The sequence below is a fragment of the Aquimarina rubra genome, from assembly GCF_042684305.1.
Classification (GTDB): Bacteria; Bacteroidota; Bacteroidia; order Flavobacteriales; family Flavobacteriaceae; genus Aquimarina; species Aquimarina rubra.
This window is the reverse complement of sequence record NZ_JBHULE010000035.1, coordinates 769,735-784,897: the sequence shown is the minus strand read 5'-3', so window position 1 is coordinate 784,897 and position 15,163 is coordinate 769,735. Positions and strand designations below refer to the sequence as shown.

The window sequence follows — 15,163 nt, the reverse complement described above, 5'->3', positions numbered from 1 at the left end:
ACAAAAATTACTTCCTTATGCTTCTGTAAAAGTTGGATACTCACAAATGTTTGCCGGAGAAGGAATGGAGTTCCTAAAAAACCAGCCAAATCCAAGTGGATTACAAAACTGGGGATGGGTACAATTGGTAATCAAGCCCAACTTCCTAAAATGGAGCCCTACTAAGTCGTAAACAGAAACATTAATAACATATTTATAAAACCTGCGAAATAAATTTCGCAGGTTTTTTTATGAATTATTTTAGGATTCTCAATTTCCAATAGCCATAATTACGTAATTCTTATGAATTAAATACGTATTAATACTTAATTTTGAGTTCATAAATACGTAACTAATGAAGAAGGTAGTAGTAATAGGTAACGGAATGGTAGGTTATAAATTCTGTGAGAAGTTTGTAGCCTCAGAGAAGTTTACTGATTATAAGCTAATCGTTTTTGGCGAAGAACCAAGACGAGCTTATGACAGAGTACATTTAAGCGAATTTTATGACGGCAAAACTGCAGAAGACTTAAGTATGTCTACTGCTAGTTGGTATGAAGACAATAATATCGATCTTCATATTTCAGAAATGATTACTGAGATTAATCGAGAAAATAAAACTGTAGCAAATCATCGTGGTGATACGTATTCATATGATTATTTAGTGTTAGCAACAGGATCTTCTGCATTTGTGCCACCTATTCAAGGCGTTGATAAAGAAGGTGTTTTTGTTTATAGAACAATTGAAGATTTGGAAGCTACCGAAGCATACGCAAAAAAGCTAAAAGCCCAAGGAAAAACAGAAGCAGCAGTACTTGGAGGTGGATTGTTAGGTTTGGAAGCTGCAAACGCAGTTAAAAACTTAGGGTTAAACGCACATATCGTAGAATTCGCTCCGCGTTTAATGCCGAGACAGCTTGATAAAGGTGCTAGTGACATGCTTCAATCTAAAATTGAAAGTATGGGTTTAAAGGTTCATCTTTCAAAACAAACACAATTTATTCAGGGTGATAAAGCCATTGAAGGTTTACAATATATCGACAATACCGAATTAAAGATAGATATGCTGGTAGTTTCGGCTGGAATTCGTCCTCGTGATGAAGTAGCAAAAGAATGTGGATTAGACGTTGGAACTCGTGGAGGCATTCTAGTCAATCAACAAATGCAAACCTCTGATAAAAGTATTTATGCTATAGGAGAATGTGCTTTACTAAATAGCATGATTTATGGTTTAGTCGCTCCCGGATATGATATGGCCGAAGTTGCTGTACAACAAATTACCGGTGGTGATGCTGAAATGCCTGAGGCCATCGATATGTCAACGCAATTAAAACTAATTGGTACCGAAGTTGCAAGTTTTGGTGATGCACTGAATGAAGCCAAAAAAGAGATAGATGAAATCACCTATGAAAATAAGCGTAGTGGAATTTATAAAAAAATAAATGTTTCAAAAGATGGTAAAAAACTTTTAGGTGGAATTTTAATTGGTGACTCATCAGATTACAACTCTTTGTTCCAAATTTATATTAACGGAATGAAACTTCCTGAAGAGCCGGAAGACCTTATACTAGGTAGTCGAGGTGGTGATGGAGCCGGACTTCTCGGTGATGTGATGGATCTGCCCGATGGTGCTCAAATATGCTCTTGTGAAAGTGTTACCAAAGGACAAATTTGTGGTGCTATTGAAAACGGAGAAGCTACAGACGTGGCAGGAGTTATTGGTTGTACCAAAGCAGGCACCGGATGTGGTGGTTGTAAACCTATGGTTGCTGATTTAACAAATGCTACGCTAAAATCCTTGGGTATTGAAATTAAAGATGGGGTTTGTGAACATTTTGAACTAAGTAGACAAGATTTATATAAAATCATTCAGGTAAAAGGATACACAAAATTTGATGAAGTATTAGACAATCACGGAAATGGAGGTCATGGATGCGAATTGTGTAAACCGCTTATCGCTTCCTTAATGGCTACCATTCATGCTGATACTGCTAATAAAGAATATGCAATTCAGGATTCTAATGATCGCTTCTTAGCTAATATCCAGCGTAACGGAACTTATTCTGTAGTTCCTAGAGTTCCAGGAGGAGAAATTACACCTGATAAATTAATTGCACTTGGAGAAATTGCTAAAAAGTACGATTTATATACAAAGGTTACCGGTGGTGTACGTATCGATTTATTTGGTGCAACATTAAATCAATTGCCTTTAATTTGGAAAGATCTAATTGACCACGGTTTTGAAAGTGGTCACGCGTACGGTAAATCTTTACGTACTGTTAAAACCTGCGTAGGCTCTACCTGGTGTCGTTACGGAATGGATGAAAGTGTAAGCTTTGGTATTGAACTTGAAAATCGATACAGAGGAATTCGCGCACCCCATAAAATCAAAGGAGGAGTTTCAGGATGTATCCGTGAATGTGCCGAAGCCCGTGGAAAAGATTTTGGCTTAATTGCTGTCGAAGGCGGATGGAACTTATATGTTGGCGGAAACGGCGGGGCAACACCAAGGCACGCAGAATTATTTGCCGAACAAATTGATAATGAAACGGTAATTAAATACTTAGATCGTTATCTAATGTTCTACATGCGAACTGCAAAACCATTACAAAGAACGGCAGCTTGGCAAGAACGTTTAGAAGGCGGATTGGAATATTTAAAAGAAGTTATTATTGATGACAAATTAGATATTGCTGAAGATTTAGAAAAAGAAATGCAAACTTTAGTTAACAAGTTTGAGTGTGAGTGGACACAGGCTATCAATGACCCTGAAATAATGAAACGTTTTAATCATTTTGTTAACAGTGATGAAGAGGATGACAATATTGTTTTTGTTCCTATGAGGGAACAAAAAATGCCAGAACCGTGGAAATAATAAAACATCTTATAATTTAAATTAAAATGGAAGAAGTTCTAATAAAATATAAAACGACCAAATTAGAAGATGTAAAAGTTTGGTTTAAAGCTGCATCGGTTAATGCTTTCCCAAAAGATGGAGGAGCTTGCGTAAAATATAAAGAAAAGCAAATTGCTGTTTTTAATTTTGAAAGAAAAAACACCTGGTACGCTTGCCAAAATGTATGCCCTCATAAAATGGAAATGGTACTAAGTAGGGGAATGATCGGTGATCATAATGAAATACCCAAAGTTGCTTGTCCTCTACATAAAAAAACATTCTCCCTTTCAACTGGAGTAAACTTAAATGGAGACCTCGCTCCTATTGCTACCTATCCGGTTAAAATAGAAGATGGAATCGTGTTTATAGGATTTGAAGAGTGATGCTTTTTAACACTAAAAGCATTAAATTAGCAGGCATTATAACATCATTACTTTTATGCCAACCACAAAACTAACTGAAGCATTCTCTCTTTTCGACAAAGCCAATGGAAACGATCCCAACAAAGAAATCGTTAACGGACAACCTATTGCCAAAGAATTGATATACGGTCAGCGTATGACCCAAACCCTAAACAGTTTCATTTCTGACGCATCAGAAGCGTTACAGCTTGCAGCCCGAGCCCAACATATATGTCGTTGGGAAATTCCGAGAAATAGCTATCCAATGGATCGCGTAGGATATTTAAAATGGAGAGAAGAACTTAAAAAATTCCATGCTAAAAAAGCTGTAGAAATACTTGAAAAAGTAGGTTATGACAAGGAAACTATAGACAGAGTATCATTTTTAATACAAAAGAAAAAACTAAAAAAAGACGAAGACACCCAGATACTAGAAGACGTAATTTGTCTTGTTTTCCTTGAGTTTTATTACTCAGAATTTTACGAAAAACATACTTCAGAAAAAGTGATAGACATCCTACAAAAAACCTGGAAAAAAATGTCTGAAAAAGGTCATCAGGCTGCTCTAAATTTATCATATCCCGAAAAAGGGTTAGATTTGATTAAAGAAGCTATCGCATAATTCATTTATATTGAACAAATTAGAATCACTAGACCACCAAACATTTAATCGCCTAAGTAAAATTTATATCATTGCCTTAGGTGCTATCGCCCTATTTACCATCGGCGGACAATTTTTTATTCAACGGTATCTTAATTCCCAAATTGACGATTCTAAAATTATTAATATTTCGGGAAGACAGCGAATGCTTAGCCAGAAATTGAGCAAAGAGATTTTATTACTTTCCTATATTCGAAATAACAAATCAAAACAACAATACGTAGAAGAATTAGAAGCAACTATTCAGCTTTGGAAAATATCTCATGAAAGACTTAGGAGATATAATGATTCTATCCCCAAGGGAAAGAGTGATAGTACCGAAATAAAACGAATGTTTTTGGTTTTACAACCCTATTTCGAGACTATATATGAAAATAGTCTTAAGGCTTTAGAAATCGTAAAAAATGATTCTGCCGTTAATCCCGAAACACTAAAACCTTATCTGGATAGTGTAATCTTTAACGAACCTTTTTTTCTTAAACAAATGGATGCCATTGTATTTCGATATGAAAAGGAAGCTAAAGACAAAATATCCAGTCTTAAAAAAATCGAATACACGCTCTTTGGTCTCATCATTTTGATCTTGATTTTTGAGTTCTTCCTTTTATTCAGACCAGTTGCATTAAGCATAAAAAACACGATATCAGAGCTTCTTATATCCCAAAAAGATGCTACCGATATGGCAGAGAATGCTGAAAAATTAAGAAGAATCCAAAATGAGAATGTACAGGAACTGATATCCCTTACCAAAGCATTAGACCAAACTTTATTATATGCAAGAGTTAATGAAGTTGGCTTGATAAAAAGTCTGGGAGAACGATTTAGAAAAGTTTTAAATATCGATCAAGGTTATGAGCAAAAAAACCTCGCTGAACTTATGAATTTAAGCGAATTACAAGCAAACCGACTACTGCGGCTTATTGCTGATAACAAAGGGGGTGTTTTTAATGAGGAATTTGAATTTACCACTAATAATGACAAAAAAATATGGTTAGACATTTCAATACTAAATGTCTTTAAAGAATCAGGTACTACAGAAAGATTAGTGCTTTGTTCTGATATTTCTAAAAGAAAAGAAGCACAATTGGAGATAGAAAGGTTAAACGACTTAGAATACCAACAAAAAGAGGAATTACAAAAGTCTAATGCTAGCCAGATTGTAGAAGCACAGGAAGAAGAAAGAAAACGAATCGCAAAAGAAATCCACGATAGTATAGGGCAAATGTTAACTGCTCTGAAATTCAATATTGAATCTATAAATACTGACAATATTGAAAAGACAAATCAAAAAATTGAAGGACTTAAACAACTATCCAAAGATCTGATACTTGGTATTAGAACGGCTACGTTTAACCTTACGCCACCAGAATTAAAGGATTACGGGATTAGTATTGCGCTTCAGAAAATGGCAAATGAACTGTCTAAGTTAACAGGCAAAAACATTATTTTCGAAAACAAATCAAACGCAGAATTACGCTTTAATTCCCTCATAGAAACTAATCTGTATCGGGTTACGCAAGAAGCGGTAAACAATGCAATAAAATATGCAAAATCAGATTACATTCTTATTACTATTAACAACTCAGAATCCATACTAAGTATCACTATAGATGATAATGGTCAAGGGTTTGATCTTACTAAGATTCCTAAGAAACCAAAAAACAATGCAGAAGGAGGAATGGGTTTGTTTTTTATGAAAGAAAGAATGAACTATATAGATGGAAGAATCTTTATTAGTTCTACTCCCGGAAAAGGAACAAGAATTACCCTAAATTATAATTTTAATAAATAAAATTATATACTTTTGCCCGGTAAAATATTCCCCAAATAAAGAACGTGAAAGAAGAAAAGGAAAACACAAAATATCTAATGAACTGGGATTCCAAAAAAATCTGGAAAGAAGAGATCATTAGTAAAAAATTCATCAAATACTTAAAAGAACCAGAGGTCAAGGAGTTTATCAGCGAAGAAGGCTGTCAACTCGGAGTTATTTCGGAACGGGATATTATAGATTGGGTTGATAAGGAAGAAAACCTAAATTTCTGGAATAGCAAAATGAAGGATCACATCTGTGAAAAAATCATCAAAGATGATGATGATTATTTTGTAGGTTGTGACTACGAAGATTTCAAAAATGGCTACTTTTTTGTAGCCAGTTTATGGAAAACAAAAAAAGGAGAAAACCTGATCATACTAGAATATTACCATTAATTCCTCCTTTGTTATTGTATTCAAACGCTGTTTGGTTTCTTTTTTATTACATCATTTCTATAGTAATCAATAATACCATCTATTGGTCTTCTTACTATATTTCCAACCGTTAAATGATAAGGCCAAACGGCTGCTCTTATGATATCCTCGCTAAAATGTGCTATCGATCCTATAAAATGAACCGGAACATTTTGTGCTTCTGGAAAGCATAATACTCTGGTCTCCACAAACTCCTGAATACCTTCAGTAATGATTTTATAAAAGTACCCGTTACGCTCACTTGTAAAAATAAACTCCGCAAAAGAAGCTAAATATGTATTCGGGTTGTCTTTTTTGTATAAGTTCTCCTTAATTACATCAGAACTAAGATCAAAGCGTTTCTCAAATTCTGCTGCTACTTCCGGAGGCATTCTTTTATAATAGTAATCTCTAATTAGTCTTTTCCCAAAGTAATTACCACTTGCTTCATCCATAAGAATGTAACCCAAAGAATCTACGGCCATATGGATATCATCGCCATCAAAATAACAACTGTTAGACCCTGTACCTAAAATACATACGATTCCGGGTTCTGTAGTCGCTGCGTATACTGCTGCGACCATGTCTTCCCTAACAACCACATCTGCATTTGTAAAAAAGTCTTCAAATATTTTTTTAAGCATAGCTGCAGGTTTTGGTGTACCACATCCGGCTCCGTAAAAGTGTACTGCTCCAATTGACGCACTATATGAAGTTAGTTCGGCATTCGCTCGAACTCTTTTTTCCAGTAAGGACTTTTCAAATACAGCTGGATTTAATCCCTCTGTTCGGGTTTTAAACACGATTTCTCCAGATTCATCTAAGAGAATCCAATCGCATTTAGTAGAACCACCGTCAGCTATTAAAATCATTTAAAAGTTTATTTGTTGTGTGTGTTAGCTAAAGAAAAAAGCCTCAATATCATATTAATTGAGGCTATATTGTTTTATACCCCTTAAAGGTTTCCTACATAAGCTGACAAATCAACCAATTTTGTAGAATATCCATATTCATTGTCATACCAAGCGATTAACTTAAAGAAGTTGTCATTTAACGCAATACCAGCATTAGCATCAAAAGTAGAGGTATGAGATTCTCCAACAAAATCCTGTGATACTACAGCTTCTTCAGTATACGCAAGAACTCCTTTTAATTCATTCTCTGCAGCTTTCTTTACGGCCGCTTTAACCTCATCATAAGATACAGATTTTTTTGTTTTTACTGTTAAGTCAACAACAGAGACATCTGCAGTTGGCACTCTAAAAGCCATACCTGTAAGTTTACCATTCAATTTAGGAATCACTTTGCCAACTGCCTTAGCAGCTCCCGTGGACGATGGTATGATATTATTTAAAGCAGAACGCCCTAATCTATAATTTTTTCTTGAAGGTGAATCTACCACAGCTTGTGTAGCTGTTCCTGCATGGACTGTAGTCATAAGTCCTTCTTCGATTCCGAAGTTATCATCAATAACCTTCGCTAAAGGAGCTAAACAATTCGTAGTACAAGAAGCATTAGAGACGATAGTATCTGTCGCCTTAGCCTCAGTATGGTTAACTCCCATAACAAACATTGGAGCATCTGCAGAAGGCGCAGAGATCACTACTTTCTTAGCACCTGCTTTTAGGTGAGCATCCGCAGTTCCTAATGTTGTAAAGATACCTGTACAATCCATAACTACTTCTACTCCGGCATCATCCCACTTTAATTCTTCTGGGTTTCTTTCTGCAGTTACACGTATCTCTTTTCCGTTAACTATAAGATTTCCGTTTTTTACAGCTATGGTACCATCAAATTTTCCGTGTACGGAATCGTACTCTAATAGATAAGCTAAATGTTCTACATCCAATAAATCGTTGATTGCTACAATTTCCACATTATCACGCTTAGAAGCTATTCTAAAAGCAATTCTTCCAATTCTACCGAAACCGTTAATTCCAATTTTTAACGTACTCATATTTAATAATTTAGTTGTTTTTGATTTAAAAACGTGGTTATATTTATACTGAAGTTATATCAGCAACTTTAATTAATCGATCGTGTTTGTGGGTTCTTTTGCCTAGAGCTGTGGTTAAAGGAACAATAGTTACCGTTTTATGAACAATACCAATCATTACCTCACTTTTACCTTCTAGCAAAGTTTCTACCGCTCCCACTCCCAGTTTACTGGCCAACACTCTATCATAACAGCTTGGTGCTCCTCCTCTTTGTATGTGACCTAAAACAGATACTCTTACTTCATAATCCTCAAGGTGTTCTTCTACATACTCTCCTAATTCAAAAATATTCTTACCGGATTTATCACCTTCAGCAACCACAATAATACTAGAGGTTTTTCCTGTCTTTTTACTTTTCTTAAGAGACTCTATAAGTCGGTCAACTCCCATATCTTCTTCGGGAATCAAAATTTCTTCTGCTCCTGCCCCGATTCCTGCATTTAAAGCGATATCCCCAGCATCTCTTCCCATTACTTCTATAAGAAATAAGCGATTATGAGAACTAGCTGTATCTCTTATTTTATCTATAGCCTCGACTACTGTGTTTAATGCGGTATCATAGCCAATCGTATAATCAGTTCCATTAATATCGTTATCAATGGTCCCTGGGATTCCGACTACCGGAAAATCAAATTCTTCAGAAAGCTTTAATGCTCCTGTAAAACTTCCATCTCCCCCAATCACAATCAGTGCATCAATATTATTTTTGACTAAATTATCGTATGCTTTTTTTCTTCCTTCTTCAGTACGAAATTCTTTAGAACGAGCTGATTTAAGAAAAGTTCCTCCTTTATTTATGATATTTCTTACCGATCGCGCATTTAATTCTTCCATTTCATTGTGTATAAGGCCTTCATAGCCTTTATAAACACCAAAGCAATGTATCTGATAATAACTACATGCCCGAACTACTGCTCTTATTGCAGCATTCATTCCAGGAGCATCTCCTCCTGAGGTAAGTACGGCGATATTTTTAACTTTTTTTGTCATTGAAGTCAAATCTATTGTTATTGACCACAATAACCTAATTTACTCAAAATCTAAAACGTTTTCGGTTAATAAATTCAGTAATTACTGACAAAAAAGGTATGGTTTTAACACATTTTCATGGATTGTGTTAAGGAATAAGTAAAATTTCAAAACTCCTATGTAGATCATTTTATATTCTTTATAAAATTATATAAAATGCAAAAACGACTTATTTTCATAAGTCGTTTTTGTAAATTTTACTCTGAAATAATAACTATTCCTGAATCAATATCAAATACTGCCACGGATCCAGTTCATATTCTTGATCCTTGGTTCCTTCAATATATTCACCTGAAAGGTACTCCTTAAACTTTCCTTCATATTCTGCTGCGAACTTTACAGATTCTTTGGTCATATTAGCAACAAAAACTACTTTGTTACCTTCTTTCTCTCTTTTGAATACTAAAACTTTATCATCTTCTGATGTTTTAATTCTTGTATAAGACGCTGCATTCTTTCCTCCGTTTAATGCAGGATTTTCATTTTTAAGCTTTCCTAATTTCTCATATAATGGGTAGAATACTCCTTTCTTTTTGATAATTGTGTCTTTTTCGAAGAAAAGTAATCGCTTATCCATATCATATTCTTGTCCGGAATAGATTAATGGCATTCCCGGTGCTACATAGGATAACGCTGCAAACATTTCTTTAGCGTCTCCCATTCTTTCCTGAACCGTTCCATTCCAGGAGTTTTCATCGTGGTTAGAGGTAAAATTCATTAAGATATCATCATCAGCATACATAGAATCTACCTGAACCATTCTTTTATCCCAGGCCTCTACAGTATTTTCGCCTTTTGCAATATGATTCATCGCGTGATGCGTATCCCATCCATATCCCATATCAAAGGCATTTTCCATTAATTCTGGTTCCCAACCTTCAGCTAACATAAAAACAGGTTTTATCTTCTTCAACTCTGCAACTGTCGTATCCCAAAAATCAACCGGCACCATTCCAGCTACATCACAACGAAATCCATCCACTCCTTCTTCTTTTACCCAGTACTTCATTGCTTTAAGCATTTCTGCTCTCATCTCTTTATTATCATAATTAAGATCCGCTACATCTGTCCAGTCAGTTCCTACAGTGTGTGTGATTTCTCCTTTATCATTCTTAGTATAAAACTCAGGATGCTCTTTTAGCCAAACATGATCCCATCCTGTATGATTTGCCACCCAATCCAGCACTACATAAATTCCATTTTCGTGAGCTGTTTTTACTAAATCTCTAAAATCTTCTATAGTTCCGAATTCGGGGTTGACCTTGGTATAATCCGATATCGCGTAATAACTACCTAAGGACCCTTTACTTTTGGTCGTAGAAATAGGATATATCGGCATTACCCAAAGTACTTTTACTCCAAGATTCTTAAGTATTGGAATATCCTTTGTAAATGCTTTAAATGAACCTTCTTCAGAATACTGACGGATGTTTGCTTCATAAATGACCGCATTCTCCATCATAGCATCACTAACAGGAGCTAATTCTTTACTTACTTCTTCAGTAACTGCTTCTACCTTTGCTACTGTGTCTTCTTTTTTCGTCTTTCCGCAGGAAAATATAATACCTGCTATAGCAAGACCTAAAATTATTTTCTTCATATATAAATAATCTGTTTTTGGGTTTTATTTTAATGTGATAATCATTGACGTTCTGGCCGGAATCGATAGGTTTTCTGTTACATCAATAGTATTGTCTGTGATGATATCTTTTCCTGTTTTAAATTCCTTTAAACCTTCTTTAAAACGACCAACCTCAAGCTCCTGATTCTCCGAATTATTGTTGATGACAACCATCACGCTTTCTTTTTCTGTATATCTAAAAAATACATATACATTATTATAGGGGATGTACTGTAATAACTTTCCGTTATGAACCGCATCGCTATTCTTCCTCCAATTCAATACTTTTTTAGTAAATGCGTGAAAAGCTTCCTGATCCTGTGTTCTTCCAGCTACTTCACCAGAAGTCCCTTCTGCAATAAAAGCACTTCTTTTATCATCAGGCCATCCACCAGGAAAGTCTCTACGAATATCCCCATCGCCTTTTTTATCGCGATTTCCTAACATTCCGATTTCATCTCCATAATAGATTTGTGGAATCCCTCTGGTTGTAAATATCAAAGTCATTGCCATTTTATATTTATTGATATCGCTTTGATAAATTTCATTAATCCTATTTGTATCGTGATTACCGGCAAATAGCAATATATTATTGATATCCGGATATAAGAAGTCATTCGTAAAGTTTTCATAAGCTCTAATCATCCCTTTATCCCAGGAATTTCCTTCTTCAAGAAACATCACCATCACAGCATCATGAAGGGTGAAATCCATCACTGATGGCAAATGAGAGTTATAATTATCAATAGCACCAATTTTACTGTCTTTTTGCCAATATGCCATTTGTGCCTGATCATGCATCCATACTTCTCCAACTATATTAAAATTTGGATATTCATCCATAATAGCTTTTGTCCATTTTGCAATTCCTTCTTTATCATTATATGAATAGGTATCCACTCTGAAACCATCAAGATCCGCATATTCTATCCACCAGATTGCATTTTGGGTAATGTAGTTAAGTAATAAAGGATTGCTCTGGTTCATATCAGGCATGGTAGTATCAAACCATCCATCCATACATCCTTTTGCATCTACTGCTGATGCATTTGTATCGAACTGGGTTGTCATACGGTAGTTACTTCTTCTAAATCCCTCTGGCCACTGATGAATCCAATCTTTTGTTGGTAAATCCTCAATCATCCAATGTTTAGAACCCCAATGGTTGGTTACATAATCCATAATCAGCTTCATATCTAGCTTATGCATTTCTGAAGCTAATCTTTTATAATCCTCATTGGTACCGTATCTGGGGTCTATTTTATAAAGATCACTTTGTGCATAGGTGTGATACGAGTAGACAGGTTCATTATCTTCTAATAAAGGAGTACTCCAAAGTGCAGTTGCTCCTAAATCATTAAGGTAATCCAGATGATCAATGACACCTTGAATATCACCGCCGTGACGTCCACCAGGATTGGATCGATCGGCTTTTTCTAATGTATCCTTATGAGAATCATTAGTTGTATCGCCATTAGCAAAACGATCCGGCATAATTAAATATATAACATCACTGCTATCAAACCCTTTTCGTTGTGCAGAACCTTCTCTTCTTGCTTTAAATTCATACGGTTGTGAAAAGGCTACTTTATCATTTTCTTTGAAATTAATAACTACTTTTCCGGGTTGCACAGCCTTAGTGTCAATAGTAACAAAAACATAATTAGGGTTTTCAGTTTTGGTGATATCGATTATTGGTATACTATCCATTTCTATGTCATACTTGGCTATTTCTTTACCATAACACATCAATTGCAATTGACCAGATTGCATACCACTCCACCAAAATGGAGGTTCTATTTTTTCTATTTGCCCAAAGGTTAACGAAACGATTAACCCAAAAAGCACGGTTAATATATTTTTCATTGATTTAATTTTGATTTGTATAATTCGTGTATTGAATTCTGTTATCAGAATTGAACTAAATACCCCAAAAACAAAAGCTTTTGGGGTATTTGCATTTTCATTTAAATAATGAATTAAACGGTCATTAAACTATTTGGAGAAATGGTAAATTCTTTACCATCCACATAAATAACCAACTCATTCTCGCCTTCGAGAGTAAAAGTAGTTCCTTCTTGAGAAATATTCACTTTTAGGATACTGTCTCTAAAATTCACATTAAACGTATACCCTTTCCATTCTTTAGGAATTTTTGGAGTAAATGATAAGGTATCATTTTTAACGCGTAAACCTCCAAAACCTTCAACAATACTCATCCAGGTTCCGGCCATACTTGTTATATGAAGTCCTTCTTCTACTTCTTTATTGTAATCATCCAGATCTAATCTAGATGTTCTTAAATAGAACGTATATGCCTGATCCATTCTATCCAATGTTGCTGCTTGAATACTATGTACACAAGGAGAAAGCGAAGACTCGTGAACCGTGAATGGTTCATAAAAATCAAAATGACGTTCTAATTCTTCTTTGGTGAAGTGATCTTCGAACATATAGAATCCCTGAAGCGTATCTGCTTGTTTGATGTAAGGAGATCTTAGAATTCTATCCCAACTCCATTTTTGATTAATTGGGCGCTGAGATTTATCAAGGTTTTCTACAGTAATTAATTCTTTATCTAAGAAACCATCTTGCTGCAGATACACCTGATGTTTTTCGGAATATGGGAAATACATCTTTTCTGCAACCTCCAGCATGGCTTTAATTTCTTTTTGATCTAGTTTAGTCTTATCTATAATCCTATCGTAATCCGCTTTATACTCTGACTTAACTTTATCAATATTTTCAACACAATACTCAATACACCATTTTGCTAAGTAGTTAGTATACCAGTTATTATTGATATTATTTTCATATTCATTAGGCCCTGTAACTCCTAGAATCACGTACTTTTCTTTATCTGTAGAGAATGTAGCTCTTTGATGCCAGAAACGTGCTACAGCGATCATAACTTCTAATCCCATTTCAGGAATATAACTATAATCACCTGTGTAACGTAGATAATTATAAATAGCGAATGTCATGGCTCCATTTCGGTGAATTTCTTCGAAGGTAATCTCCCACTCGTTATGACATTCTTCTCCATTCATTGTTACCATCGGATATAATGCTGCTCCATTAGTAAATCCTAGTTTTTCAGCATTTTCTATTGCTTTATCCAGGTGATTATAACGATACTGAAGTAGATTTCTCGCTACATTTTGATCTTTGGTAGCCATGTAGAAAGGTATACAATAGGCTTCTGTATCCCAATAGGTGCTTCCTCCGTACTTTTCTCCGGTAAATCCTTTTGGCCCAATATTTAATCTGGCATCTTTACCTAAATAGGTTTGATTTAATTGGAAAATATTAAAACGAATACCTTGCTGTGCTTTCACGTCTCCGTCAATAGCAATGTCCGCCATTTCCCATATCTTTGACCAAGCTTTCTTCTGAAGATCTAATAGTGCGTCAAAACCAGAATCAGACGCCTGTTTTAGGACTGCAGCACTAGCAGATGCAATATCTTCTTCTTTATGGTTTAGAGAAACAGTATAGCCTCCAAATTTATGTAACGCTGCAGTTTTACCTTTTGCGACTTCTGCAGTATAACTTAGACCTGCGTATGTTTTGTTAGTTTCTACAGTAGGATAAACATCCTGTAACGTATTGTCTAAAAACAACTGATTGAGCATTCCGGTACACACATGAAATTCTGTTTTCATGGTTTTAGAAGAGATGTATGCTGAATTCCCTTTGTGTGATACTTCATAGGTATCCCAGAACTTATCATCCCAGTTGGTGTCTTCATTAGTAATACCAGAATCCAAATACGGTGTAAAACGAATAGTTACATCTTTATTTACTGGTGTTACTTCATACTTTATAGCTCCCACCTCATCTAAGTCCAGGCTTAGAAATCTGGTAGACATAACCTCTACTTCTATATTGTTTTGTAAAACTGCGTGAAAAGATCGCTGATACCAGCCTTCTTTCATGTTTAATTCTCTTCGGAAATTTGAAACCGTTTTGCATTTATACAGATTCAATTTTTCTCCATTGACCTCTACATTAATTCCGATCCAGTTAGGAGCATTCAATACCTTAGCGAAATATTCGGGATACCCATTTTTCCACCAACCTACTTTGGTTTTATCAGGATAATATACTCCTGCGATGTAACTCCCCTGAAAAGTCGGGCCTGTATAGGTCTCTTCAAAATTTGCACGCTGCCCCATAGCACCGTTCCCAATACTAAAAAGACTTTCTGAGGACTTAACTCGTTCAACATCAAACCCTTCTTCAATTATAGACCAGTTATCTGGTTTAATATAATCCTGATTCATCGTTCTCTTTTTTATTTTTAGTTGTAGGGAATTACCTAAGTATAAATATAACTTTTACTTAGGT

Annotated in this window: 11 protein-coding genes; 5 read left to right on the top strand and 6 right to left on the bottom strand. The window is 35.2% G+C overall.

Annotation, left to right across the window (positions count from 1 at the left end; genetic code table 11):
• Positions 1-334 precede the first annotated feature (334 nt).
• The 5 genes from nirB to ACFSR1_RS23235 are packed head-to-tail and all read left to right on the top strand — an operon-like array spanning position 335 to position 6,148.
• Positions 335-2,854 carry a nitrite reductase large subunit NirB gene (gene nirB, locus ACFSR1_RS23255; RefSeq protein ID WP_378295419.1) on the top strand — a complete coding sequence of 840 codons (2,520 nt, stop codon included), beginning with the start codon at positions 335-337 and terminating at the stop codon, positions 2,852-2,854.
• Positions 2,855-2,880: 26 nt separating this feature from the next.
• The gene (gene nirD, locus ACFSR1_RS23250; protein WP_378295418.1) at positions 2,881-3,258 is read left to right on the top strand and encodes a nitrite reductase small subunit NirD; all 378 of its coding nucleotides are present in this window, start codon (positions 2,881-2,883) and stop codon (positions 3,256-3,258) included.
• 55 nt (positions 3,259-3,313) lie between these two features.
• Positions 3,314-3,898 carry a DUF4202 domain-containing protein gene (locus tag ACFSR1_RS23245; protein ID WP_378295417.1) on the top strand — a complete coding sequence of 195 codons (585 nt, stop codon included), beginning with the start codon at positions 3,314-3,316 and terminating at the stop codon, positions 3,896-3,898.
• Positions 3,899-3,908: 10 nt separating this feature from the next.
• Positions 3,909-5,729 carry a PAS domain-containing sensor histidine kinase gene (locus ACFSR1_RS23240; RefSeq protein ID WP_378295416.1) on the top strand — a complete coding sequence of 607 codons (1,821 nt, stop codon included), beginning with the start codon at positions 3,909-3,911 and terminating at the stop codon, positions 5,727-5,729.
• A gap of 44 nt (positions 5,730-5,773) precedes the next feature.
• Positions 5,774-6,148 (top strand): hypothetical protein, encoded by a 375-nt coding sequence (locus tag ACFSR1_RS23235; RefSeq protein ID WP_378295415.1) that lies wholly within the window; start codon positions 5,774-5,776, stop codon positions 6,146-6,148.
• A 20-nt stretch (positions 6,149-6,168) separates the two neighbouring features.
• On the opposite strand, the gene ACFSR1_RS23230 is transcribed toward ACFSR1_RS23235, so the two are convergent.
• The 6 genes from ACFSR1_RS23230 to ACFSR1_RS23205 form a co-directional block, all read right to left on the bottom strand.
• Positions 6,169-7,038, bottom strand: a complete 870-nt coding sequence (locus ACFSR1_RS23230; protein WP_378295414.1) for a BadF/BadG/BcrA/BcrD ATPase family protein — start codon at positions 7,036-7,038, stop codon at positions 6,169-6,171.
• Between the two features lie 83 nt (positions 7,039-7,121).
• On the bottom strand, positions 7,122-8,123 hold the full coding sequence (gene gap / locus ACFSR1_RS23225) for a type I glyceraldehyde-3-phosphate dehydrogenase (RefSeq protein ID WP_378295413.1): 1,002 nt from the start codon (positions 8,121-8,123) through the stop codon (positions 7,122-7,124).
• 43 nt (positions 8,124-8,166) lie between these two features.
• Complete coding sequence (pfkA, locus tag ACFSR1_RS23220; RefSeq protein ID WP_378295412.1) at positions 8,167-9,153, bottom strand: 6-phosphofructokinase; 987 nt, start codon at positions 9,151-9,153, stop codon at positions 8,167-8,169.
• A gap of 253 nt (positions 9,154-9,406) precedes the next feature.
• Positions 9,407-10,792 (bottom strand): alpha-amylase family glycosyl hydrolase, encoded by a 1,386-nt coding sequence (locus ACFSR1_RS23215; protein WP_378295411.1) that lies wholly within the window; start codon positions 10,790-10,792, stop codon positions 9,407-9,409.
• Between the two features lie 24 nt (positions 10,793-10,816).
• Complete coding sequence (locus ACFSR1_RS23210) at positions 10,817-12,679, bottom strand: glycoside hydrolase family 13 protein (RefSeq protein WP_378295410.1); 1,863 nt, start codon at positions 12,677-12,679, stop codon at positions 10,817-10,819.
• Positions 12,680-12,792: 113 nt separating this feature from the next.
• Complete coding sequence (locus ACFSR1_RS23205) at positions 12,793-15,099, bottom strand: glycoside hydrolase family 65 protein (protein WP_378295409.1); 2,307 nt, start codon at positions 15,097-15,099, stop codon at positions 12,793-12,795.
• Positions 15,100-15,163 lie beyond the last annotated feature (64 nt).

Coding starts and splice junctions, on each gene's coding strand:
- nirB (WP_378295419.1), top strand. CDS start 335: ATGAAGAAGGTAGTAGTAATAGGTAACGGAATGGTAGGTTATAAATTC.
- nirD (WP_378295418.1), top strand. CDS start 2,881: ATGGAAGAAGTTCTAATAAAATATAAAACGACCAAATTAGAAGATGTA.
- ACFSR1_RS23245 (WP_378295417.1), top strand. CDS start 3,314: ATGCCAACCACAAAACTAACTGAAGCATTCTCTCTTTTCGACAAAGCC.
- ACFSR1_RS23230 (WP_378295414.1), bottom strand. CDS start 7,038: ATGATTTTAATAGCTGACGGTGGTTCTACTAAATGCGATTGGATTCTC.
- gap (WP_378295413.1), bottom strand. CDS start 8,123: ATGAGTACGTTAAAAATTGGAATTAACGGTTTCGGTAGAATTGGAAGA.
- pfkA (WP_378295412.1), bottom strand. CDS start 9,153: ATGACAAAAAAAGTTAAAAATATCGCCGTACTTACCTCAGGAGGAGAT.
- ACFSR1_RS23215 (WP_378295411.1), bottom strand. CDS start 10,792: ATGAAGAAAATAATTTTAGGTCTTGCTATAGCAGGTATTATATTTTCC.
- ACFSR1_RS23210 (WP_378295410.1), bottom strand. CDS start 12,679: ATGAAAAATATATTAACCGTGCTTTTTGGGTTAATCGTTTCGTTAACC.
- ACFSR1_RS23205 (WP_378295409.1), bottom strand. CDS start 15,099: ATGAATCAGGATTATATTAAACCAGATAACTGGTCTATAATTGAAGAA.